Here is a 23,167-nt window from a genome sequence, read left to right on the forward strand (position 1 = left end):
CGCATGTCCTCCATCGTCAGCACCCAGGTCCAGCTCGCCGCCCGCCCCACCGGGTGGCCCGCGCCCGACGACTTCCGCACGGTCCAGGTCACCTACGGCGACCTCGAGCCGGGCCAGGTCCGCGTGGCCAACGAGTTCGTCTCCGTCGACCCGTACATGCGCGGGCGCATGAACGACGTGAAGAGCTACACCCCGCCCTTCGCGCTGGGGGAGACCATGACGGGCGGCGCGATCGGGCGCGTCGTCGAGTCGGCGTCCGACGACGTCCCGGTGGGCGCGGTGGTGCTGCACCAGCACGGCTGGCGCGACGTCGCGCAGGAGGACGCGCGCGGCTTCCGCGTCGTGCCCGAGCTCCCCGGGGTGCCGCTGTCCCTCCACCTGGGCATCCTCGGCATGACGGGGCTCACGGCCTACGTCGGCCTCACCGCGATCGCGGGCATGAAGCCCGGCGACACGGTGTTCGTCTCGGGTGCGGCGGGCGCCGTCGGCACCGCGGCCGGCCAGATCGCGCGCCTGCTCGGCGCGGAGCGGGTCGTCGGGTCGGCCGGGTCGGCCGAGAAGGTCGAGCTGCTCACCTCGAAGTACGGCTACGACGCCGCCCTCAACTACAAGGACGCCCCGGTCCGCGAGCAGCTCCCCGCGCTGGTGCCGGGCGGCGTCGACGTCTTCTTCGACAACGTCGGCGGCGACCACCTCACCGCGGCGCTCGACGTGATGAACGACGGCGGCCGGGTCGCGCTGTGCGGGGCCATCGCCGGCTACAACGCCACCGACCGCCTGCCCGGCCCGGACAACATGGCGAACCTCATCACCAGGGGCCTCCGGCTCGAGGGCTTCACCCTGGGCGGCTACCTCCACCACGGCGCCGAGTTCCGCGAGCTCATGACCGGGTGGTTCGCGGACGGGAAGATCGCCTACGACGAGACCGTGGTCGACGGCATCGAGAACGCCCCGCAGGCGTTCCTCGACATGATGGCCGGCGCCAACACCGGGAAGATGGTCGTCCGCACGGCGCGCTGAGACCGCGTCAGCCGCGCTCGACCGCCCGGGCGACGAAGACCCACTCCAGCCCGGGCCGGTCGGGCGCGTCGTGCACCTGCTCGACGACGTAGCCGGCAGTCTCGAGCGACGCCGCCAGCTCGTCGTGCTCCCGGAACCGGAGGGTCGAGTCCGAGCGCAGGACCCGTCCGTCGGCCAGGACGAACGTGCCGCGGAACGTCACGAGCGGCAGCGAGACGTCGACCAGGTCCGTCCACGTCTCGACGACGCCGAACCCCGCCACGTCGCTGCGCCGGTGCGTGCGCTCGCGCGTCCAGCGCTCCCAGGACCGCCGCGCCGGGTCGCGGGTCTCGAACGCGAGGCGACCGCCCGGGAGGAGCGCGGCGTGCACGCCCCCGAGTGTCGCCGCCCAGTCGTCGTCGGTGAGGAAGACCTGCGCGACGTTCCCGGTCATCGTGGCGAGGTCCACCTGCAACGGCGGCAGCGTGGTGGCGTCGCCGTGCAGCCAGCGCACGCGCCCGGCGCCGGGCTTGCCGCGGGCCACGTCGAGCGACGCGCCCGCCGGGTCGAGGCCGACGACGTCGATGCCCTCCGCCGCGAGCAGCACGGCGAGCGCGCCCGTGCCGCAGCCGACGTCGAGCACCTGGCGCGCGCCCAGCTCGCGGGCGAGGGCCAGGTACGGATCGAGGTCGCGGCGGTCCGGGTCGAGCGGGTCGTACAGCCGGGCCAGCGTGGGGTCGGCGAAGATCGGGTCGGGCACGGGGCGACCGTAGGCACGGCCGCGGCGGGCGGCCCAGGGAATTCCGCGGGTGCCGGACGTGTCGTCCGCGTTCCCGAGGCCGTCGAGGATCTGCCCGGCGACGGCCTCGGTGTCGAACTCGGTCCAGGTGCCCGTCGTCGAACCCGGGGCCAGGGGTTCGGTCCAGCGGCGATGACGGACGCGCCACGCGCCGAACAGGAAGTCGACGTCGTGCCGTGTCCCCACAGGTCCTCCTCGTCGGACGTGCCGGGCCCGAGCCCGGCAGGGGCCTCCGACACGTCGCGGGAGCTCAGGCGCGCAGCGCCTGCTCGACGTCCTCCACGATGTCCCGCGGGTCCTCGAGGCCGATCGACAGCCGCACGGTGGTCTCGGCGATGCCGACCTTGGCGCGGCCCTCCGGGCCGAGCTTGCGGTGCGTCGTCGTGGCGGGGTGCGTGATGATCGACTTCGCGTCGCCGAGGTTGTTGGAGATGTCGACGACCTGCAGGGCGTCGAGGAACGCGAACGTCCGCTTCTTCGCCTCCGCCGGCTCGGTGCCCCCGGGCACCGCGAGGTCGAACGTCACGACCGTGCCGCCGCCCGACTGCTGCGCCTTGGCGAGCTCGTGCTGCGGGTGCGAGGGCAGGAACGGGTAGCGCACCCCGGTCACGCCGTCGAGCGCCTCGAGCGCGGTCGCGACCTCCAGGGCCGCCGCGTTCTGGGCGCGCACGCGCACGTCGAGCGTCTCCAGGCCCTTGAGCAGCACCCACGCGTTGAACGGGCTCAGCGACGGGCCCGTGTTGCGCACGAACGTCTGCACCGGCCCGGCGAGGAACTCCTCCGAGCCGAGGATCGCGCCGCCGAGCACGCGACCCTGCCCGTCGATGTGCTTGGTGGCCGAGTACACGACGACGTCGGCGCCGAGCTCGAGCGGCTTCTGCAGCACGGGCGTCGCGAACACGTTGTCCACGACGACGACCGCACCGGCGGCGTGCGCGAGCTCCGCCACCCGCCGCACGTCCACGAGGTCCTGCATGGGGTTGGACGGCGACTCGAAGAACACGACGTCGGCCGGCGTGGCCAGGGCCTCCTCCCACTGCGAGGTGACGTGCCCGTCGACCAGGTCGACGTCCACCCCCCACTTGGCGAGGATCTCGTCGTAGATGACGTTGGTGGACCCGAACAGGGCCCGCGCCGACACGATGCGCGAACCGCTGGAGACCAGCGCGGCGAGGGTGTTGAACACCGCCGACATGCCCGACGCCGTGGCGTAGCAGGCCTCGGCGCCCTCGATGAGGCGCAGCCGCTCCTCGAACGTGTGCACCGTGGGGTTGCCGTACCGCGAGTACAGGAACTGGGACCGCTCGCCGGCGAACGCCGCCTCGGCGTCCGCGGCCGAGCCGTAGGTGTACCCCTGGGTGAGGAACAGGCCCTCGGACATCTCCTGGAAGTCCGAGCGGCGGTGCCCGCCCCGCACGGCGAGGGTCGCGGGCCGGACCGAGGCGGGCAGCGGGCGCGAGCCGCCGAAGGTCGTGGGGTCGGCGCCGGGGCCGGTGGGGACCTGCGCGTCGCTCATCGGGCCTGCTCCGAGGCCTGCTGCCGGGCTGCCTGCGTCGCGGCGTCGTCGTACGCGCCCCAGGGCAGGCCGCGCACCTTCCAGCCCTCGCGGTCGCGGACGCCGTCGAAGCCGGGGCCGCCCTCGAAGCCCTCGAGCACGTTGTACGCCGGGCCCAGGCCGGACGCCGTCGCGAGGCGCGCCGCGCCGATCGAGCGCTGACCGGAGCGGCACAGGAAGACGATCGGGCTGTCGGCGGTCACGCCCGCGGCGGCCAGCTCGGCGAGGAAGCCGGCGTTGGGGCGACCGCCCGCCTGCACCCACTCGACGAAGAGGGGGGCCTTGCCGGCAGTGGCGGTGTCCGGCACGCCGATCGCGCGCCACTCGCCCTCGGTGCGCACGTCCACGAGGACGGCGTCGGGGTCGCCGGCGAGCAGGTCCCACGCCTGCTGCGGGGTGAGGTCGCCGGCGTAGCCCTCGGCGGGGCGGGGATCGATCTGGGTGCTCATCGCAGTCCTCCCATCGGTCGTGGCGGTAGCACCCTCGTCCGGTACGGCCGCCGTCGCCGACGACCGGCCCGCGGGTTGCTGCGGCGTCGACGTGCCACGTCACTCGGCCGCTCGGGATGGTCGTGGCGATCGTACGCCCGCCGTCCGCGTGCTGGTCACCCCGTCTCGCGACGCGAACGCCGCGCGTCCCCCGGGTCGCGCGCCGGCGACGCCGAACCCGAGGTGGCCACCCTCGACCGCATCGTGAGAAGGACGCCGGATCCGCTTGACCGCGAGGTGCCGCGCACGCACGATGGGCGGCAGGTCAAGAGCGCCAGCGCGAAGCCCCGGCTCGCTGGCCGGCAACCCTCCTCTCGCGGCGGGGTGCCCCGGGTGACGACCTGGCCCCGCGCCGTCCGGCGTGCGGGCAAGCGCGGGGAGCCACCTCCCCGGCACGACCGAGGAGGACCACGCATGACCACGCTCACCACTGCGCCTGCGGTGCCCGCCGCGCGCGCCGCCGCCGTGCACGACGTCGCCCCCGTGCTGCCCGTCGTCGGCGGCGACACGCTCGTGCCGCTCGTCGACGGCCGCCAGGTGCCGTACGCCAACCTCGACGTCGCGGCGTCGGCGCCGGCCCTGCAGTCCGTGGCGGACCGGGTCGCGCGCGTGCTGCCGCTGTACGCCAGCGTGCACCGCGGCGCCGGCTACCTGTCCCAGGTCTCGACCGCCCTGTACGAGACGGCGCGCCGCACGATCGGCGCGTTCGTCGGCGCCCGCGAGGACGACCTCACGATCGTCACCCGCAACACCACGGACTCGCTCAACCTGCTCGCGGGCTGCGTGCCCGCCGACCCGGCCACCGGCGAGCCGGGCCGCGTCCTCGTGCTCGACATCGAGCACCACGCCAACCTGCTGCCCTGGCAGCGCGTCACCGACGCGACCGTCGTCACCGGCGGGCCGTCCGTGTCCGCCACCCTCGCGGAGATCGAGGAGGAGCTGAGCTCCGCCGCCGCGGCGGGCCGCCCCTACGCCCTGCTGGCGCTCACCGGCGCGTCGAACGTGACCGGCGAGGCGCTGCCCGTGGCCGACGTCGTCGCCGCGGCGCACGGCGCGGGCGCGCGCGTCGTGCTCGACGGCGCCCAGCTGGTGCCGCACCGCCGCTTCTCGCTCGCGGAGACGGGCGTCGACTACGTCGCCTTCTCGGGCCACAAGACGTACGCGCCCTTCGGGGCGGGCGCCCTGGTCGGACGCCGCGACTGGCTCGACGCCGGCACCCCGTACCTCGCCGGCGGCGGCGCCGTGCGCCGGGTCCGCACCACCACCACCGAGTGGCACGAGGGCCCCGCCCGGCACGAGGCCGGCTCGCCCAACGTCGTGGGCGCGGTGGCGCTCGCGGCCGCGTGCGACGAGCTCGCCGCGCTCGACCCGTGGGTCGCCGGCGAGCACGAGGACGCCCTGCGGCGCCGCCTCGTGGACGGGCTGGGCGAGGTCGAGCGCGTCGAGGTCGTGCACGTGTGGGACGACGCCGTCGACCCGGTGGGGGTCGTGACGTTCACGGTCTCCGGGTACGACCCGGGCCTCGTCGCCGCGTACCTGTCCGCCGAGCACGGCATCGGGGTGCGCGACGGCCGGTTCTGCGCCCACCCGCTGCTCGGCCGCCTCGGGTTCGATGCCGGGGCCGTCCGCGCGTCGGTGGGCCTCGGCACGGCGGGCGAGGAGGTCGAGCGGCTCGTCGCCGCCGTCCGCTCGCTCGTGACCGAGGGGCCGCAGGCGCGGTACGACGTCGTGGACGGGCTGTGGGTCGTCGTCGACGACCCTCGCCCCGTGCCCGAGGGCTCCGGCCTCGAGGGGCTGCTCGCCACCGCCGCGCTGGGCGCCGACGAGGCCTTCGGCTGCCTGCCCGACGACCTCTGAGCCGTCGGTCCCGCCCCGGGCGGACATGACGACGGGGCGCCACCGTGCGGTGGCGCCCCGTCGTGTCAGCGGGTCAGCCCTTGAACGCGTCCTTGACGTCGTCGCCCGCCTGCTTGAGGTTCGCGCTGGCCTGCTGGGCCTTGCCCTCGGCCTCTTTGCTCTCGTCGTCGGTGAGCTTGCCCGTGGCCTCCTTGGCCTTGCCTTCGGCCTCTTCCGCCAGGTGCTTGGCCTTGTCTCCCAGTCCCATCGGGGCTCCTTCCGTCAGACGAACGACCTCGAAGACCGACCGTAGGCGCGTGCCCGCCGGCTCGCACGCCGACGTCTCAGGCCGTGGTCCTCCGGCCGGCGACCGGCAGGTCAGGGCGTCGGGCGGCCGAACTCCTCGATCAGCACCGGGTACTGCTCGTGACCGTGGCCCGCGGCGACGCCACGGTCGGCCACGGCCTTGAGCAGTCTCGGCAGCTCGGTGCTCACGCCCAGCGCCTCGCTCTCCTCGACGAGGTGCGCCATCGCACGCGCGTCCGTCTCGAGGGCCGAGGCCTCGGCCGGGAACCGGCCGCGGTCGACCTGCTCCGCGTAACCGGGCAGCCACGCGGCCACGCCCTCCGCGATCTGCCGGGCGAACGGCGCGAAGGCGGCGGCGTCCACCCCGGCCGTCCGGAGCATGGCGGTGCCGTGCAGCCACGCGTCGAGGACGCTCCACATCATCGTGAGGCCGGCCGCGTCGTAGAGGGACGCCAGCCCGGGGTCCTCGCCGAGGTGGGTGACGGTGCCGAGCGCCGCGAGCGTGGCCGCGTGCGCGTCGAAGTCGGTCCGGGGCCCGCTGTGCAGGACGACCGCGTCCGCCGTCCCGATCGCGGAGGGCACGGCCATGATCGCGCCGTCGAGGTATCGCGCGCCGCGTCGGGCGGTCCACCGGGCGGTCTCCCTGGCCTGCGAGGAGCTGCCGGACGTGAGGTTGACCAGCGTGGCGCCGGCGACGTCGACACCGTCCTGGCCGATCAGCTCGCGCACGGCGTCGTCGTCGGTGAGGCAGACGACCGTCAGGCCGTCGGGGCGGAGCGCCGCGGCCGCCGAGGGCGCCAGGTGCGCGCCGTCCGCCACCAGCGCGTCGGCCTTGGCGGGGGTGCGGTTCCACACGGTGGTGGGGTGCCCGGCCCTGAGGAACGCGCCGGCGAGCGCGCGGCCCATGAGGCCGAGACCGACGACGGAGACGGGGGCGGGGGACGACGGCTTGTGGGTTCTGGTGACCATGGCAGCATCGTCGACGTTCATACCGGTGTGAAGGTCAAGGGGGAGCGGGATGCGGATCGGGGAGCTGAGCCGCCGCACGGGCGTGCGGACGCACCAGCTGCGCTACTACGAGGCCCAGGGCCTGCTGGACGTCGCCCGGCGCTCGAACGGCTACCGCGAGTTCGACGAGGGGGCCGTGCTGCGGGTGCGGCAGATCCGGCACCTGCTCGACGCGGGCCTGTCGTCCGAGGACATCGCCTCCGTGCTGCCGTGCGCGGTCGGCGAGGAGCCGCAGCTGCCCGGCTGTGTCGAGCTCCTGACCGCGATGCGCTCCCGCCTGCGGCGCCTGGAGGACCAGATGGCGAGGCTCGCCCGCTCGCGCTCGGCCCTGGCCGGGTACATCGCGGCGGCGGAGCGGGTGGGCGGCGAGAGCTACCCGCCCCTCGACGGCGCGACGGCGGAGCGGGTTCCCGCCTGATCACCAGGCCGGCGGGTGCCGGTCCGCCCAGAGCAGCCGGTCCTCGAGCTGTGCGGCGAGGGCGAGGAGCGTCGTCTCCCCGCCCGGCCGCCCGATCAGCTGCACGCCCATCGGCAGCCCGTCGTCGGTCCACCGCGTGGGCACGGTGATCGCGGGCAGGCCGGCCACGTTGAGCATCGACGTCCACGGCGTGTACTGGCACTGCTGCTCGAAGTTGCGCTCGGGGTCCTCGGGGTCGAACCAGCCGAGCGGGCGGGGCGTCATCGCGAGGGCGGGGGTGACGACGGCGTCGAACCGCGACACCTGCGCGACCAGCCGGCGCTCGAAGGCGGTGAGGGCGCGCAACGCCTCGGCGAGCTCGCGGGCGGGCACCTGGCGGCCGCGGCCGACGAGCCACCGGGTGAGCGGCTCGAGGCGGTCGAGGCGTGCGGGGTCGTCGATCGGCACCGCGGACGCGCCCGCCATCCACAGGGTGCGGAACGCGGGGCCGTACGTCGGGTCGGGTTCCAGGGACAGGCCGTCCACCTCGTGCCCGAGCCCGGTGAGCGTCGCCACGCCGGTGTCGAGCGCGGCGCGCGCCTCGTCCGACGTCGAGATCGCGTAGAAGTCGTCCCAGGCGGAGTCGGTCGTGACGGCGATCCGGAAGCGGCCCCGCACGTCCTCGCCGCCCTCTCCCGCCACCTCGCCGCGGCGGGCCGCGGCCAGGTACTCCCCGGCCCGGGCCGACGGCGCGCGCAGCGTCAGCGGGTGCGCCACCCGCCCGTCGGGCGTCCGGGTGAGCATCCCCTCGAGCAGCAGCGCGGTGTCCTCCGTGGTGCGGGCGAGAGGCCCGTCCACGACCAGACCGCCGAGCGACTCCTGCCCCGACCCCGCGGGGACGAGGCCGCGGCTCGGCTTGAGCCCGACGACGCCGCACGCCGCCGCGGGGATGCGCACCGAGCCGCCGCCGTCCGACCCGGGCGCGCACGGCAGCAGGCCCGCGGCGACGGCGACGGCGGCGCCGCCGCTCGACCCGCCCGCCCCGAGCGCCGGGTCCCACGGGTTGCGCGCCACCGGCCCGGCCAGCGGCTCCGTGTACGCGGGGAAGCCGAGCTCGGGCGCCGTCGTGCGGCCGAGGCTCACCATGCCGGCGGCGTCGAGGACGTCGACGATCTCGTCGCTCACCGGAACCACCACGGCGTCGTCGCCGGCGAAGGCGCGGGAGCCGAACCCGGCGGGCACGCCGGCCCGCAGCCACAGGTCCTTGTCCCCGCCGGGCAGCCCCCACAGCACGCCCCAGGCCTCCGCGCCGTCGCGCTCGAGGCGCGCCGCCCGCTCGCGCGCCGCCTCGGGGGTGACGCTGACGAAGGCCCCCAGGGCGGGGTTGGCGCGCTCGATCCGGGACAGGAAGTGGTCGGCCACCTCGGTCGGCGTGAGCTCGCCCGCGCGCAGCAGGTCACGCAGCCGGGCGGCGGTCATCTCGTGCAGGGCGTCGTCCATGACCCCCATCCTGCGCCGAGCATGCAGATGTGCTCGGCATGCGGCGCGAGAACGTGCCCAGGTGCAGGGTCGGCGAGGATGGGTGCGTGACCCACGACCTCGTCCTCGCCGGCCACGGCGTGCGCCTGGAGCCCCTCGGCCCGCAGCACGCCGCGGCGCTGCTCCCCCTCGTCGACGCCGACCTCTGGTTCGGCATGACCTCGCCCGTCCCGACGACCGTCGCGGACCTCGAGGCGTGGATCGACGCCGGGGTCGCCACGCCCGGCACGATGGCGTTCGCCGTCGTGGGCGACGACGGCGCGGTCCGCGGGTCCACGCGCTTCTACGAGCTGGCCCCCGGGCCGCGCCGCGTGGAGATCGGCACCACGTTCTACGGGCGCGACTGGTGGGGCGGCACGACCAACCCCGCGTGCAAGCTCCTGCTGCTGCGGCACGCGTTCGAGGAGTGGGGGATGCGCCGCGTCGCGCTGCGCGCCGACTCGCGCAACACGCGCTCGTGCGCGGCCATCCAGCGCCTCGGCGCGAAGCCCGAGGGCGTGCTGCGCAAGCACCGCGTCGCCGCCGACGGCACGGTGGGGGACACCGCGTACTTCTCGATCGTCGACGACGAGTGGCCGGACGTCCGCGACGGGTTGCGGCGCCGGCTCGCGGCGGCCTGACGGTTCGACGGGTCCCACCGGCCGGGCGGTGAGACCCTGGCGGGAGCACGACAGGTAGGGTCGACGGCCGGCCCGGGCCAGGCGTGACGTGGCCGGCTCGCGGCCAGACCTGTCCCCGAACCCTGGAGAGCCTGTGACCACCGAGGACGCCGCCGCCGTCGAACCGACACCCGAGCGCGAGCCGCACGACAGGTCGTTCTTCGGCCACCCGCGCGGCCTGGCCACGCTGTTCAGCCTCGAGGTCTGGGAGCGGTTCTCGTTCCTCGGGATGCAGGCCATCCTCGTCCTGTACTTCACCGCCTCGGTCGCGGACGACGGGCTCGCGATGGAGGCCGGCAACGCGGCGTCGATCGCGGCCGGCTACGGCACCATGGTCTATCTGGTGTCCGTGGGCGGCGGCTGGATCGCGGACCGGGTCCTCGGCTCCTACCGGAGCGTGCTGTGGGGCGGCATCCTCATCGCCGCGGGCCACTACACGATGGCGATCCCGGCGGAGTTCTCCACGTGGGTCGGCCTGGTGCTCATCAGCCTCGGCACCGGGCTGCTCAAGCCCAACGTGTCGACGCTCGTGGGCAAGCTCTACCGGACCGACGACGAGCGGCGCGACGCCGGCTTCGCGCTCTACTACATGGGCATCAACGTGGGGGCGTTCTTCGGCCCGCTGGTCACCGGGTGGCTGGGCGCGGAGGTCGGCTGGCACTGGGGCTTCTCCGCCGCCGCGATCGGCATGACGGCCGGGCTGATCCAGTACGTCGTGGGCCGACGCGGCATCCCCGGCTACGGCCGCGGGGCCGAGGCGGCGCTGCCGCCCGACGTCGCGCGCCGCACGCGCTGGATCCTCGGCGGCTCGGCGGCCGCCGTGGTCGTCGTCCTCGTCGTCCTCGCCCTCGTCGGACGGCTCAGCGTGGACGGCGTCGTCGACGCCCTCACCGTGATCGCGATGGTCGCGCCGATCGTCTACTTCACCGTGATGTTCCGCAGCCCCCGCGTGACGGGCGAGGAGCGTGGGCGGCTGCGTCCGTTCCTCGTGCTGTGGATCGCGTCGGTCGCGTTCAACTTCGTGCTCTTCCAGGCGTACTCGGTGCTCATCCTGCTGGCCGAGGACCACGTGGACCGCACGATCTTCGGCTGGGACGTGCCCTCGTCGTGGTTCAGCTCCTACCTCGGCGCGGCGGAGGTGCTGGTCGCCCCGCTCGTCGCCGCGCTGTGGACCTGGCTCGGGCCGCGGCAGCCGCACGCCTCGAAGAAGGTCGCGTTCGGCGCCCTGCTCGGCGGCCTGTCCTACCTGGTCCTCGTCCCCGCCGTGAGCGGGCAGTCCGGCGACTGGCGGATCGCCGTCTGGTGGATGCTCGTCTCGCTGCTCCTGCTCGGCCTGGGCGACGTGCTGCTGCAGACCACCGGCCTGTCCGCCACCACGAAGCTCGCCCCGCTCGCGTTCTCCAGCCAGTCGATGGCGGTGTGGTTCCTGTCCATCGCGCTGGCCAACGGCATCCAGGCGCAGACGGTCCGCTTCTACGGCGAGGTCCCCGACGGGGTCTACTTCGCCGTCAACGGCGCGGTGCCCGTGATCGTCGCCGTCGTCGTCCTCGCCCTGTCGCCGTGGATGAAGCGCACCATGCACCCCGTCCACTGAGCCCGACCGCGACCTCCCGGAGGACACCATGCGATACGTCACCGACCTGCCTCACGAGACCCGCGTCGAGGACCACTGGATCCCCCTGGCGGACGGCACGCGCCTCGCGGCCCGCGTCTGGCGGCCCGTCGACCCCACGCCCGTCCCGGCGATCCTGGAGTACCTGCCCTACCGGCTGTCCGACTGGACCGCCCCCCGCGACGCCCAGCGCCACCCGTACTACGCCGGGCACGGCTACGCGTCGGTGCGGGTCGACATCCGTGGCAGCGGCAACTCCGACGGTTTCCAGGACGACGAGTACTCGCCCACGGAGCTCGCGGACGGGGTGGCCGTCGTGGAGTGGCTGGCGGCGCAGGACTGGTGCGACGGCTCGGTCGGCATGTTCGGCATCTCGTGGGGCGGCTTCAACTCGCTCCAGATCGCGGCACTCGCCCCCGAGCCGCTCAAGGCGATCGTCACGGTGTGCTCCACCGACGACCGCTACGACAACGACGTGCACTACACGGGCGGCTCCGTGCTGGCCGTCGACATGCACGCGTGGGCTGCCACGATGCTCGCGTTCTGCTCGCGCCCGCCGGACCCGGCGTACGTGGGGGAGGGCTGGCGCGCGCAGTGGCTCGAGCGGCTCGAGCGCACGGAGCCGTTCGTCCACACCTGGCTGGACCACCAGACCCGCGACGACTACTGGCGGCACGGCAGCGTCATCGAGGACTACTCGACGATCTCGGCCGCGGTCCTCGCCGTCGGCGGCTGGAACGACCCGTACCGCGACACGGTGCTGCGGCTCGCCGCGGCGGGGGACGACGGCGCGCTGCGCGCCCCGGTGCGCGGCATCCTCGGCCCGTGGTCGCACCAGTACCCCGACCGCGGCCTGCCGCCCGGGCCGGCCATCGGCTTCCTGCAGGAGACGCTGCGCTGGTGGGACCACTGGCTCAAGGGCGCCGACCGCGGCGTCCTCGACGACCCGCCGCTGCGCGCGTGGATCAGCGAGTCCGTGCCGCCCGCCACCGTCTACGACGAGCTGCCCGGCCGGTGGGTGGGCGAGCCGACGTGGCCGTCGCCGCACGTGTTCGCCCGCGAGCTGCCGCTCGTGGCCGCGGGCGCCGACGACCCTCCCGAGGGCGGCCTGCGGACGACGGCGCCGACGGTCGGGGCGCTCGCCGACGGGCACCCCGTCCCGACGTCGTGGCTGGTGGACTCGCCGCCGCACACGGGCGTGGACGCGGGCCGGTTCTTCCCGTTCGGCAACGACGCCGACCTGCCGCCCGACCAGCGGGAGGAGGACGGGCGGTCCCTCTGTTTCGACTCCGACCCGCTGACCGCCCCGCTGGAGATCCTCGGCCGGGCGCGCGTGCGGCTGCGGCTCACGTGCTCGGCGGCGAAGGGGCAGGTCGTGGCGCGGCTGTGCGACGTCGGGCCCGACGGCGCGTCGACGCTGGTCACGCGCGGCGTGCTCAACCTCTCCGCCCGGCACGGCCGCGACCGGGCCGTGCCGTGGACGCCGGGCGCCACCGAGGAGGTGACGTTCGAGCTCACCGGGACCGGCTACGCGCTGGCGCCCGGCCACCGGCTCCGTCTGGCGGTGTCCTCCGCCTACTGGCCGTGGGTCTGGCCGCAGCCGGGTGACGCCGTGCTCGCCGTCGCGGTCGGCGACGGCGCGCTCGAGCTGCCCGTGCACGACCGCGCGTCGTCGCACCCGCTCGTCGTCTTCGAGGAGCCGGAGCAGACGCCGCCGCTCGGCGTCGTCTTCGGCGAGGCGGACGAGGCCCGCCCGGAGCGCCGTGTGGTGCGCGACGTCGCCGAGGGCCGGTGGCTGCTCGAGGTCGACCCGCGCTACGGCGGCACCCGCACCTACCCCGACGGGCTCGAGTTCACCGAGGACGCGCTCGAGCGGTACTGGATCGGCAGGGAGGCCACGAGCGCGCGGACGCGCTCGGACTGGACCGTGCGGCTGCGCCGCGGCGCCGGCGACCCGCTGCCCACGGGGATGACCGACGGCTGGGACGCGAGCGTCGTCACCCGGTCGGAGATCACCTGCGACGAGCACGCCTTCCACACCGAGAACGAGGTGGTGGCGCGCGACGGCGACGAGGTCGTCTTCGAGCGGCGGTGGACGCGGACGATCCCGCGCACCGCCGGCTGACGCCTACCGCAGCAGGGGCGCGACCTCCTCGCCGAGGAACGCCGCGAAGCCGTCGAGGTCCGGCTCGTCCAGGGTCGGCTGCGCGACGACGGTCGTGGCGCCGAGCGCGGCGTAGCGGCGCAGCCCGTCGGCGACCTCCTCCGCGGACCCCCAGCTGGCGTGGTCGGCGAGCGCCTCGTCCGACGACGCGTCGACGTCCCACCGCGCGAGGGACCGGCGCAGGCGGTCGGCCGCGCCGTCCCCGGTGGCGACCTGGGCGAACGCGACCGTCCGGAACGGGTGCTCGCCCTCGGGCGCGGACTCGGCGACCGGCGGCAGGCCGGCGGCCGCGCGCCCCTCGTCCACGAGCACGACCGCCTGACGGGCCCCGGAGACGCCCGTGTCGCCGTCGATGACCACGCCCTGGGCGACCTCGCCCACCAGCCGCAGCGTCTTGGGCCCCTTCGCCGCCGCGACCACGAGGGGCGCGACGGCGGGCGGCCAGTCGAGCGCGACGTCGTCGAGCGTCACGTAGCGGCCGGACGTCGTGACCCGCTCGCCGCCGAGCAGCGCGCGCAGGGCGCCGACCTGCTCGCGCATGAGCGTCAGCGGCGACGCCACCCGGGCGCCGACCTGGCCCATCCAGCTCTGCACGCCGTGCCCGACGCCCGGCACGAACCGGCCGGGGAACATGCCGTCGATCGTCGCCGTCTCCATCGCCGTGAGGGCCACGTTGCGCAGCGGCAGCGGCATGACACCGATCCCGACGCGCAGGCGTTCGGTGGCGCTCAGCATCGCCGCGGCCGCGGACGGGCCGGACTCGAGGAAGCAGTCCTCCCACAGCCACACCTCGTCGAGGCCCGCGGCCTCGGCGGTGCGGGCGAACGGGACGAACCGCGAGGGCGGGTTGCCGTAGGGCGCGAGGATGCAGCCGAGGGTCACCATGACCCGATCCTGCACCAGCCCCGCGCGCCGAGGTAGTACCGGACCCCGCGAGGTAGTACAGCTCCTGCTGAGGTAGCACCGGATCCCGCGAGGTAGTACGGATGCTGCCGAGGTAGTCCCCGATCAGCGACGGCGGACGCGCAGGACGGCGGAGTCAACGCGCCGCGGTGGCCGCACGGCTTGTCCGCCCGGGACGCCGGACAGGCGGTCGACACCTCGGGCCTCGTCGGGCCCGAGGTGTCGACCGCCTGTGCGGCAGCCACGGCGCCCGGTCAGAGCGGGGTGACCGTGCCCCGGAAGTGCTGGCGGCGTCGGCCGCCGTTCCAGCCGACGTACGCGAAGCCGTCGTCGTCCGGGGTCACGGCCACGTCCACCGTGCCGGGCAGCAGGACGGGGGAGGCGAACTCGACCGTCCAGCGATAGGCATCGCCGCGCGCGTGGCCGACGTCGGCCAGGGCGCGCGCCGCCGTGTACATGCCGTGCGCGATGGCGCGCGGGAAGCCGAACGCCTTCGCGGACAGCGCCGACAGGTGGATCGGGTTCCGGTCGCCCGAGACGGCGCCGTACGCGCGGCCGGTGCCCGGCCCGAGCGCCCACCGGCCGGTGGGCAGCGGCGGGGTCCACGTACCTGCGGGGGCGCGGTCCTCGGCGTCGGCGTCCGCCGGCTCGTCCCGCGGGGCGTCCGCCTCGTCGGACCAGGGCAGGTGGAAGCCCTTGGCGAGGTAGGTCGACACGCCCCGCCACACGGGGCCGGCGTCCGGGTCGGCCTGCGGGCGCACCTCGGCGACGAGGTCCACCTGCACGCCCCGCTTGTGCGGGCGCAGGTTCTCGGCCCAGGCGCGCACCTCGAGCACGTCGCCCACGACGACGGGCCCGCGCAGCTCGACGTCGTTCGCGAGGTGCACCATCCCGAGCAGCGGCAGCGGGAAGTCGCCGCGCACCATGACCGCGGTCGCCAGCGGGAACGCCAGCACGTGCAGGTACCCCGCGGGCAGCACGTCGGTGACCGGCTCGTGCAGCAGCCGCTGGTAGTCGTGCAGGTGGTGGGCGAGCTCCGCCGTCGGCACGCGGGTGACGCGGTACGCGACGTCGGGCAGCGTCAGGGGTGCGGGCTCGCCGTCTCCCTCCGACCGGCCCTGGCCGATCACGGGCAGGCCCGGCATCGCGCGCCCCGCCGCGATGCGCCCCGAGGCGGCGGCGCCGCGCGCGTAGAGACTGCCGAGGCCCGGCAGGGTGGGCAGGGTCTCGACGCGCAGCGGCTCGCCGGCGCTGGTGGCCGGCGCGGCCGCCGTCACCGCCCCACCAGGTTCTGGCCGCACACGCGCAGCACCTGCCCGTTGACCCCGGCGGACGCCGGCGACGCGAGGAAGACGATCGCCTCGGCGACGTCGACCGGCCGGCCGCCCTGCTGCAGCGAGTTGAGGCGCCGGGCCACCTCGCGGGTGGCGAAGGGGATCGACGCCGTCATCTCGGTCTCGATGAAACCGGGCGCGACGGCGTTCGCGGTGCCGCCGCGCGCGGCGACCAGCGGGGCCGTGGCACGGGTGTGACCGATGACGCCGGCCTTGGAGTAGCCGTAGTTCGTCTGGCCCTTGTTGCCCGCGATGCCGGAGGTCGACGCGAGCGACACGATGCGGAGCCCGTCCACGCCCTCGCCCCCGTCGAGGCCGAGCAGCTGGTCGTTGATCCGCAGCTGGGCCTCGAGGTTGACGGCGACGACGGCGTCCCACTGGGCGGGCTTCATGTTGGCCAGCAGCTTGTCGCGCAGGATTCCCGCGTTGTGCACCACGACGTCGAGGCCGCCGTGGCGGGTGCGCGCGTGCTCGAGGATGCGTCGTCCGGCGTCGTCGGACGTGACGTCGAGCTGGAGCGCCGTGCCGCCCACCGCGTTGGCGGTGCGCGCCAGGCCCTCGCCGGCGGCGGGGACGTCCACGCACACGACGGTGGCGCCGTCGCGGGCGAGGGTCTTCGCGATGGCGGCGCCGATGCCCCGGGCCGCACCGGTGACGACGGCGACCTTCCCGGCCAGCGGCCGGTCCCAGTCGGCGGGGGCCGCGGCGTCGGCCGGGCCGACCGGCAGCAGCTGGCCGTCCACGTACGCGGACCGAGCGGACAGGAAGAACCGCAACGTGGCGAGGACGGACGTCGAGTCGACGGCGGCGCCCCCGGTGAGCACGATCCCGTTGCCGGTGGCGCCGGCGCGCAGCTCCTTGGCGAGCGAGCGCAGGAAGCCGTCGACGCCGTTGCGCGCCGCGGCGAGCGCCGGGGCGTCGCCGTCGGCGGCGGCGCGCGAGACGGTGACGACGCGCCCGTTGGTGGCGAGCCGGCGCAGGACCGAGCCCGTGGCCAGCACGGCCGCGGAGACGTCCGTCGGGCGCCGGGTCTCGGTGAGCACGAGCAGGACGGCGCCCCAGCGGGCGTCGTCGCTGGGCTGGCGGCGCACGTCGAGGCCCCAGCCGAGCAGCACCTGGGCGATCCTGTCCGCGTCGCCGGTGGAGGCGTCGTCGGAGACGACGAGCACCGGCCCGACGGTGAGCGGGTCACCCGCGCGGAAGCGGCGCAGGATCGCGGGGCGGGGCAGGCCCAGCTTCTTCGCGAGCGTCTTGGTGAAGCCGGAGTTGACGGCCTTGGTGTAGGAGTCGGTCACGGGTTCCTCTCAGACGGACTCGACGACGGCGGTGGCCCCCAGGCCGCCCGCGGCGCAGATGGAGATCAGGGCACGCGCCGGCCGGCCGGTCTCGGCGGCCTTGGCCGCGACGAGCTTGGCGGCCGTGGCGAGGATGCGGCCGCCCGTCGCGGCGAACGGGTGGCCGGCGGCGAGCGAGGAGCCGTTGACGTTGAGCTTCTCCCGGTCCACGCTGCCGAGCGGCGCCTCGAGGCCGAGCTCCGCCTTGCAGTAGTCGGCGTCCTCCCAGGCGGCGAGCGTCGTGAGGACGGTCGACGCGAACGCCTCGTGGATCTCGAAGAAGTCGAAGTCGTCGAGGGTCAGGCCGTTGCGGGCCAGCAGGCGCGGCACCGCGTGCACGGGCGCCATGAGGAGTCCGTCGTGGCCGTGCACGAAGTCGACGGCGGCGGTCTCGGCGTCGACGAGCCGCGCGAGCACCGGCAGGTCGCGCTCGGCGGCCCACGCGGCCGACGACAGCAGCACGGTGGAGGCGCCGTCGGTCAGCGGCGTGGAGTTGCCGGCCGTCATCGTGGGCTCGGCGGGCTCGGCGAGGCCGCGGCCGAACACCGGCTTGAGCTTCGCGAGCTTCTCCAGCGAGGTGTCCGCGCGCAGGTTGTCGTCACGGGTCAGGCCGCGGAACGGCGTGACCAGGTCGTCGAAGAACCCGGCGTCCCACGCGGCGGCGAGGTGCTGGTGGCTGGCGAGCGCGACCTCGTCCTGCGCGGCGCGGGAGATGCCCCAGCGCGCGGTGGTGACGGCCTGGTGCTCGCCCATCGACAGGCCGGTGCGCGGCTCGTCGGTGGCGGGCGTGAGGGGCTTCAGGTCGGCCGGGCGGATCTTCGCGAAGGCCTTGAGGCGCGCCTGGAGCGTCTTGGCGTGCGACGCGTCGAGCAGCGCGCGGCGCAGGCCCTCGCTCACGGCGACGGGGGCGTCCGAGACGGTGTCGGAGCCGCCGGCGACGCCGGACTCGATCTGGCCGAGCCGGATCTTGTTCGCGACGGTGATCGCGGCCTCGAGGCCGGTCGCGCACGCCTGCTGCAGGTCGAAGGCGGGGGTCTGGGGCGACAGCGAGGAGCCGAGCACCGACTCGCGGACCAGGTTGAAGTCGCGCGAGTGCTTGAGGACGGCCCCGCCCACGACCTCGCCGAGGCGCTCCCCCTGCAGGCCGTACCGGGCGACGAGCCCTTCGAGCGCCGCGGTGAACATCTCCTGGTTGGAGGCGTCGGCGTACTTCTTGCCGGCGCGCGAGAACGGGATGCGGTTGCCGCCCACGATCACGGCGTCGCGCACTCCGGCGGGGGCGGACGGGTTCGCTTCGCGGGTGTTCCGGGAGGTGCCGGACGGCTTGCGTGTAGCCACAGGGGTAGATCCTTCACTCCGTCGGTCAGGTAGGACTCACAGTACCTGATACTCTCAGTCTCGTGAGACGAGTCACAAGGTGCGGCCGATGACGGCCGCGGAACAGCTCGACGCCCGTTCGGCTCCGGATGCTCGTTCGGCCCTCGACGGTCGTTCGACACGGTGGGACGACCATCGTGCCGCGCGCCGGGCGCAGCTCGTGAACGCCGCGCGCAAGGCCGTGCACCGCGCCGGGCCAGGGGTCTCGATGGACGAGATCGCGGGCGAGGCGGGCACGTCCAAGTCGATCGTCTACCGGTACTTCGAGGACAAGGCGGGCCTGCGCCTCGCCGTGGCCGCGCACGTCGTCGCGACGATGCACGACGCCCTCCGCGAGGCCGCCGAGGCCGCGCCCACCCCGCACGCGGCCCTGCGCGCGATGGTCCGGGTGTACCTCGAGATGATCGAGCACTCGCCCAACGTCTACTGGTTCGTCACCCGCACCGCCATCGGCGGCAACGAGCCCGCGCCCGGCACCGCCGGGACGGGACAGGTCGAGGCGCTCGGCGCCTACCTCGACTCGGTGATCGAGCTGGTGGCCGAACCGTTCGCCAAGGCCGTCCAGGTGCCCCCGGCGCTCGCCGCCGCCTGGGCCGCGGGGGCCGTCGGCTTCGTGCGCGGCGCCGGCGAGTGGTGGCTCGGCCACGCCGCGGACCAGGGTGGTCCCGACCGGCTCACCCGGGAGGACCTCACCGAGAAGGTGACGCTCTGGCTGTGGACCGGTCCCGTCGGCGTCCTCCACCACGAGGAGTCCGCGCCCTTCGACCTCGCCGGGTCCTCCCACCCCTTCGAGACCTCCAACCCCGCACAACCGCAGGAGAACCGATGACCACGACGTCCGACCGTCCCGCGACGACGCAGGCCGCGCCCGCCCCCAAGGCGACCCCGCGCGTCGACGTCGCCGGCCTGTCCGAGCAGCTGCTCGGCCGGTGGCCGGAGTGGCGCCGCCACGCCCGCGCGCGCTCGACCGACCCGACCTTCTGGAAGGACGAGTCGCTCTCGATGGCGGAGCACCGTGAGCGGGTGCTCGAGCAGATGAAGCTGCTCGCGACCGACCCGAAGCACCAGGTGTGGCTCGGGTACCCGACGCGCCTCGGCGGGGCGGACTCCCCGGGCGCGAACCTGGCGGGCTTCGAGGAGCTCGCCGTCGCCGACCCGTCGCTGCAGATCAAGGCGGGCGTCCAGTGGGGCCTGTTCGGCTCGGCCATCCTGCACCTGGGCACGCCCGAGCAGCAGGACCGCCTGCTGCCGGGGGCGATGGACCTGTCCGTGCCCGGCGCGTTCGCGATGACGGAGATCGGGCACGGCTCGGACGTCGCGTCGGTGGCCACCACGGCCACCTACGACCCGGAGACGGAGGAGTTCGAGATCCACACGCCGTTCCGCGCGGCGTGGAAGGAGTTCCTCGGCAACGCGGCGGTGCACGCCACGGCGGCCACCGTCTTCGCGCAGCTGATCACGAACGGCGTCAACCACGGCGTGCACTGCTTCTACGTGCCGGTGCGCGACCCGGAGACCATGGAGTTCCTGCCCGGGATCAGCGGGCACGACGACGGGCTCAAGGGCGGCCTGCGCGGCGTCGACAACGGGCGGCTCGCCTTCGACCACGTGCGCATCCCGCGCGCCGACCTGCTCGCCCGCTACGGCGCGGTCGCCGCCGACGGCACGTACTCGTCGTCGATCGACAGCCCGGGCCGCCGCTTCTTCACCATGCTCGGCTCGCTGGTGCAGGGCCGGGTGTCGCTGGACGGCGCCGCGTCGACGGCGTCCAAGCTGGGCCTCGCCATCGCCGTGAAGTACGGCGCCGAGCGCCGCCAGTTCACCTCGTCGTCGCCGATCGAGGAGACGGTGCTGCTGGACTACGCGACCCACCGCCGCCGCCTGTTCCCGCGCATCGCCGAGACGTACGCGACGCACTTCGCGCACGACCGCCTCCTCGACCTGTTCGACGACGTCTTCTCCGGGGAGAAGGACACCCCGGAGAACCGCGAGGACCTCGAGACGATGGCGGCGGCGCTCAAGGCGACGTCGACCACGTTCGTGCTCGAGACGCTGCAGGAGGCCCGCGTGGCCTGCGGCGGCGCCGGCTTCATCACCGAGAACCGCATCACGAGCCTGCACCACGACATGGACGTGTACGCCACGTTCGAGGGCGACAACACGGTGCTGCTGCAGCTCGTCGCCAAGCGTCTCGTGGGCGACTACGCCAAGGCCCTCAAGGGCGCGACGTCGACGCCGGCCGGCATCGCCCGGTTCGTCGTCGACCGCGCCGCGGACGCCGCGCTGCACCGCACCGGCCTGCGCCGGGCCGGCCAGGCCCTCGCCGACGCGGGCGACCCGCGCCGCGCCGCCGGGCACCTGCGCGACGCCGAGACGCAGCGCGAGCTGCTGGCCGACCGCGTCGCGACCATGGTCGAGGCGGTCGCGATGGCCCTGCGTCCCGCGCAGAAGGCGGACCCCGTGACGGCTGCGCGGATCTTCGACGAGAACCAGGTGCAGCTCGTCGAGGCGGCCAGGGCGCACGCGGACCTGCTGCGCTGGTCGGCGTTCACCGACGCGCTCGAGCAGATCGACGACCCGGGCACCCGCCGCGTCATGACGTGGGTGCGCGACGTCTTCGGGCTCACCCTCATCGAGCGCAACCTCGCCTGGTACCTCATCAACGGGCGGCTCTCCGCGCAGCGCGCGCGCACCGTGACGTCGTACGTGGACCGCCTGCTCGACCGCCTGCGTCCGCACGCCGTCGACCTGGTCGACGCGTGGGGCTACGGGCCCGACCACCTGCGGGCGGTCATCGCGTCCGGTATCGAGGCGGAGCGGCAGGACGAGGCCCGGGCGTACTACGCCCGGCAGCGCGCCGACGGCACCGCGCCGATCAGCGAGAAGGCGCTGAAGAAGCAGAAGCGCGCCTGACACGGTGAGAAGCCCGGGCCGGGCCGCACCTGCTGCGGTCCCGTCCGGGCTTCTCTGTGTCTCGCGGACCCGCCTTCTCGGCGTCCCGTCAGGCGGCGGCGGGGGTCGGCTGGGCCGCGCGCACCGGCTGCGGGTAGTCCTCGACGACGGCGGGCGGGGTCTCGACCGTGCCCGCCGTCGTGCCCGGCACCGGGGCGGGCACGACGGCCGCCTCCTCGGCCGCCCGCTCGTCACGCAACGGCAGGCCGAGCGTGACGGTGGCCGGTCGTGCGACGCGGGCCGGCGGGACGGACATCGCCACCACGGCCGCACCCCCGAGCCCGGCCAGGAGGGCGGCCCACGCCACCCACGTCCAACCGAGCGCCGCCGACGCGCCCAGCAACGCCCCGTCCATGACCCCCACGACGAGTCCGACGACGAGCACCCGTCTCATGCCTACCTCCCACGGTCCGCCTCATCCGTGCCTTTCCAGGAGACGACACGACGGCCGGTCGTGCATCTGCTGGGCGGACCGTGCAGGTCACAGGTGGGTCACGGTCGCCGGTCGTGCCCTGCCGTGTCCCAGGCGAGGGCGGTCGCGGACATCCGGGGGTCGGCGTGCCCGAGCAGCAGGGGGGACGGCGACGGGTCCAGCGTGGTGCGCAGCTGGTGGTGCATCTCCCCGGTGAGCCGCAGCGCCAGCTCGAACCTCAGCGGTGCCACGTGGTCGGCATGGAGCCGGCCGCCGATCGCCGGGTGCGGGGAGAAGGCGAGCACCTCGTCGGGTCGCGGGTGGGTGCCGGCGTCGAGCACCTCCCGGCACAGGTCCTCCAGCAGGAGGTCCGCGCGCCCGTCCGCCGAGTCGAGCTCGGTGTACATCTCGACGGCGGTGGCCCAGCGGAGCTCGAGCGTCCCCTCGATCGTGTCGAGGAACCACCAGCCCTCCAGGGACTCGAGGAAGACGTCGCCGAAGACGGTCGTGAAGCGGGGCGTCTTGCCGTGGACCCCCAGCCACGACCAGGACGCCAACCCGTACGCGAACGCGCCGGGAGCAAAGGTTCTGAGCAGTTCCACGTGCGCATCAAACCACCTTGTGGTAAACGGGGAAACCCCGACTCTGCCGGGGCGCCACGTGGCCCCGCTCACGCAGAATCGTCACCTGGTGATGATGTCGGTCAAGGATCCGAGCGTGCAGGTCAAGAAACAGTCATCCATGCAGGTTGGCGTCGCGCCGGCCCGGAGTCGCGGAACTCTGCCCCGGTGCCGCCCGTTGACCCACGGGTGGCCCGAGGACCTCGGCGCCGCCGCCGCACGAGCCCCCGACCCGGAGGTGGACCCATGGAGACGCCCGCCGCGCGCAGGCGAGTCGACGCCCGGAGCGTCGCGATCACCGGACTCACGACGCTCGCCTGGTACGCCGTGCCCGACGTCGTCGGCCCCCGCTGGGCGCGCGCCCTCGCCAAGGCGGGCGTGCTGGCCGGCGGGCTCGGCCTGGGGATGGCCCTCACCGCCGAGGGCCGCTCCGCCGTCGACGGCGTGCGCGAGGCGCGCGACGAGGTCCGCGACCTGCGCGACCTCGCCCGGCGCGTGGGGGCGCCGCCCGAGGGCGACGACGGCGACCTCGGCGACGCGGGCCTCGACGATGCCGGGGTGGCCGACGCCGATCTCGAGGACAACGTCCTCCTGGGCGACGCGGAGCTCGCGGACGCCGACCCGCTGCCGGACCCGGCCGTCGCGGGAGCGGCCGCGGCGGCCGCGGTCGCCCTCGCGGTGACGGTCGCCGTGGCGGGGGAGAAGTGGGCCTACCGGCGCGGCGAGCGGTGGCGCGCCCAGGGGCGGCGGCTGCCGCACACGCGGGTCGGGCTCGTCCTCGGGGCGCTCGCGGCCGTGGCGACCGCCCTCGACCCGTCGATCTCCATGGTCCGGCCGGCCGAGGGCGAGACGCCCGCGAGCTGACGCCGCCCC

Annotated in this window: 21 protein-coding genes and 1 riboswitch; of the genes, 9 read left to right on the forward strand and 12 right to left on the reverse strand. The window is 74.9% G+C overall.

The window, feature by feature from the left end:
• Positions 1–3 precede the first annotated feature (3 nt).
• Positions 4–1,020 (forward strand): NADP-dependent oxidoreductase, encoded by a 1,017-nt coding sequence (locus ACFCZN_RS07825; RefSeq protein ID WP_429766070.1) that lies wholly within the window; start codon positions 4–6, stop codon positions 1,018–1,020.
• Positions 1,021–1,027: 7 nt separating this feature from the next.
• Here ACFCZN_RS07825 and ACFCZN_RS07830 read toward each other — a convergent pair whose 3' ends face one another.
• From ACFCZN_RS07830 to ACFCZN_RS07840, 3 genes are all read right to left on the reverse strand, one after another.
• A complete protein-coding gene (locus ACFCZN_RS07830; RefSeq protein ID WP_430556403.1) occupies positions 1,028–1,984 on the reverse strand; it encodes a class I SAM-dependent methyltransferase in 957 nt (318 codons plus the stop codon).
• 64 nt (positions 1,985–2,048) lie between these two features.
• The gene (locus ACFCZN_RS07835) at positions 2,049–3,314 is read right to left on the reverse strand and encodes an O-succinylhomoserine sulfhydrylase (RefSeq protein ID WP_430556404.1); all 1,266 of its coding nucleotides are present in this window, start codon (positions 3,312–3,314) and stop codon (positions 2,049–2,051) included.
• The gene (locus ACFCZN_RS07840; RefSeq protein WP_430556405.1) at positions 3,311–3,802 is read right to left on the reverse strand and encodes a rhodanese-like domain-containing protein; all 492 of its coding nucleotides are present in this window, start codon (positions 3,800–3,802) and stop codon (positions 3,311–3,313) included. Before ACFCZN_RS07840 ends, ACFCZN_RS07835 begins: the two co-directional genes overlap by 4 nt.
• A gap of 302 nt (positions 3,803–4,104) precedes the next feature.
• Positions 4,105–4,221: riboswitch (SAM riboswitch) on the forward strand.
• Positions 4,222–4,255: 34 nt separating this feature from the next.
• Here ACFCZN_RS07840 and ACFCZN_RS07845 point away from each other — a divergent pair.
• Positions 4,256–5,698: an aminotransferase class V-fold PLP-dependent enzyme gene (locus tag ACFCZN_RS07845; RefSeq protein WP_430556406.1), complete on the forward strand. Its 1,443-nt coding sequence runs from the start codon at positions 4,256–4,258 to the stop codon at positions 5,696–5,698.
• A 73-nt stretch (positions 5,699–5,771) separates the two neighbouring features.
• On the opposite strand, the gene ACFCZN_RS07850 is transcribed toward ACFCZN_RS07845, so the two are convergent.
• Positions 5,772–5,945, reverse strand: a complete 174-nt coding sequence (locus tag ACFCZN_RS07850) for a CsbD family protein (protein ID WP_429766061.1) — start codon at positions 5,943–5,945, stop codon at positions 5,772–5,774.
• A 110-nt stretch (positions 5,946–6,055) separates the two neighbouring features.
• Positions 6,056–6,952 (reverse strand): NAD(P)-dependent oxidoreductase, encoded by an 897-nt coding sequence (locus ACFCZN_RS07855; protein WP_430556407.1) that lies wholly within the window; start codon positions 6,950–6,952, stop codon positions 6,056–6,058.
• Positions 6,953–7,001: 49 nt separating this feature from the next.
• Here ACFCZN_RS07855 and ACFCZN_RS07860 point away from each other — a divergent pair, with 49 nt between their 5' ends.
• The gene (locus ACFCZN_RS07860) at positions 7,002–7,409 is read left to right on the forward strand and encodes a MerR family transcriptional regulator (protein ID WP_429766059.1); all 408 of its coding nucleotides are present in this window, start codon (positions 7,002–7,004) and stop codon (positions 7,407–7,409) included.
• Here ACFCZN_RS07860 and ACFCZN_RS07865 read toward each other — a convergent pair whose 3' ends face one another.
• Positions 7,410–8,888 carry an amidase gene (locus ACFCZN_RS07865; protein WP_430556408.1) on the reverse strand — a complete coding sequence of 493 codons (1,479 nt, stop codon included), beginning with the start codon at positions 8,886–8,888 and terminating at the stop codon, positions 7,410–7,412.
• A gap of 86 nt (positions 8,889–8,974) precedes the next feature.
• Between ACFCZN_RS07865 and ACFCZN_RS07870 the strand changes: the two genes are divergently transcribed.
• From ACFCZN_RS07870 to ACFCZN_RS07880, 3 genes are all read left to right on the forward strand, one after another.
• A complete protein-coding gene (locus ACFCZN_RS07870) occupies positions 8,975–9,547 on the forward strand; it encodes a GNAT family N-acetyltransferase (protein WP_429766056.1) in 573 nt (190 codons plus the stop codon).
• 133 nt (positions 9,548–9,680) lie between these two features.
• Positions 9,681–11,180 carry a peptide MFS transporter gene (locus tag ACFCZN_RS07875; RefSeq protein ID WP_430556409.1) on the forward strand — a complete coding sequence of 500 codons (1,500 nt, stop codon included), beginning with the start codon at positions 9,681–9,683 and terminating at the stop codon, positions 11,178–11,180.
• Positions 11,181–11,208: 28 nt separating this feature from the next.
• Positions 11,209–13,323, forward strand: coding sequence for a CocE/NonD family hydrolase (locus ACFCZN_RS07880; RefSeq protein WP_430556410.1), 2,115 nt, complete (start codon positions 11,209–11,211; stop codon positions 13,321–13,323).
• A gap of 3 nt (positions 13,324–13,326) precedes the next feature.
• On the opposite strand, the gene ACFCZN_RS07885 is transcribed toward ACFCZN_RS07880, so the two are convergent.
• The 4 genes from ACFCZN_RS07885 to ACFCZN_RS07900 form a co-directional block, all read right to left on the reverse strand.
• Positions 13,327–14,247, reverse strand: a complete 921-nt coding sequence (locus tag ACFCZN_RS07885) for an LLM class flavin-dependent oxidoreductase (RefSeq protein ID WP_430556411.1) — start codon at positions 14,245–14,247, stop codon at positions 13,327–13,329.
• Between the two features lie 272 nt (positions 14,248–14,519).
• Positions 14,520–15,542: a MaoC family dehydratase gene (locus tag ACFCZN_RS07890; RefSeq protein WP_429766051.1), complete on the reverse strand. Its 1,023-nt coding sequence runs from the start codon at positions 15,540–15,542 to the stop codon at positions 14,520–14,522.
• Positions 15,539–16,894 carry a 3-oxoacyl-ACP reductase gene (locus ACFCZN_RS07895; protein ID WP_430556412.1) on the reverse strand — a complete coding sequence of 452 codons (1,356 nt, stop codon included), beginning with the start codon at positions 16,892–16,894 and terminating at the stop codon, positions 15,539–15,541. The genes ACFCZN_RS07890 and ACFCZN_RS07895 overlap by 4 nt, the downstream gene beginning before the upstream one ends.
• Before the next feature lie 9 nt (positions 16,895–16,903).
• Positions 16,904–18,202: an acetyl-CoA C-acetyltransferase gene (locus ACFCZN_RS07900; protein WP_430556506.1), complete on the reverse strand. Its 1,299-nt coding sequence runs from the start codon at positions 18,200–18,202 to the stop codon at positions 16,904–16,906.
• Positions 18,203–18,359: 157 nt separating this feature from the next.
• Between ACFCZN_RS07900 and ACFCZN_RS07905 the strand changes: the two genes are divergently transcribed.
• Together ACFCZN_RS07905 and ACFCZN_RS07910 are read left to right on the forward strand one after the other, a co-directional pair.
• Complete coding sequence (locus ACFCZN_RS07905) at positions 18,360–19,139, forward strand: TetR/AcrR family transcriptional regulator (protein ID WP_430556413.1); 780 nt, start codon at positions 18,360–18,362, stop codon at positions 19,137–19,139.
• Positions 19,136–21,223: an acyl-CoA dehydrogenase gene (locus ACFCZN_RS07910; protein ID WP_430556414.1), complete on the forward strand. Its 2,088-nt coding sequence runs from the start codon at positions 19,136–19,138 to the stop codon at positions 21,221–21,223. Before ACFCZN_RS07905 ends, ACFCZN_RS07910 begins: the two co-directional genes overlap by 4 nt.
• A gap of 88 nt (positions 21,224–21,311) precedes the next feature.
• On the opposite strand, the gene ACFCZN_RS07915 is transcribed toward ACFCZN_RS07910, so the two are convergent.
• Positions 21,312–21,656, reverse strand: coding sequence for a hypothetical protein (locus tag ACFCZN_RS07915; protein WP_429766044.1), 345 nt, complete (start codon positions 21,654–21,656; stop codon positions 21,312–21,314).
• Positions 21,657–21,754: 98 nt separating this feature from the next.
• Positions 21,755–22,276 (reverse strand): hypothetical protein, encoded by a 522-nt coding sequence (locus ACFCZN_RS07920; RefSeq protein ID WP_430556415.1) that lies wholly within the window; start codon positions 22,274–22,276, stop codon positions 21,755–21,757.
• A 264-nt stretch (positions 22,277–22,540) separates the two neighbouring features.
• On the opposite strand from ACFCZN_RS07920, the gene ACFCZN_RS07925 reads away from it, so the two are divergent.
• A complete protein-coding gene (locus tag ACFCZN_RS07925) occupies positions 22,541–23,158 on the forward strand; it encodes a hypothetical protein (RefSeq protein ID WP_430556416.1) in 618 nt (205 codons plus the stop codon).
• The last annotated feature ends 9 nt before the right edge of the window (positions 23,159–23,167 follow it).

The sequence above is a fragment of the Isoptericola sp. NPDC056134 genome, assembly GCF_042264825.1.
GTDB classification, from domain to species: domain Bacteria; phylum Actinomycetota; class Actinomycetes; order Actinomycetales; family Cellulomonadaceae; genus Isoptericola; species Isoptericola nanjingensis.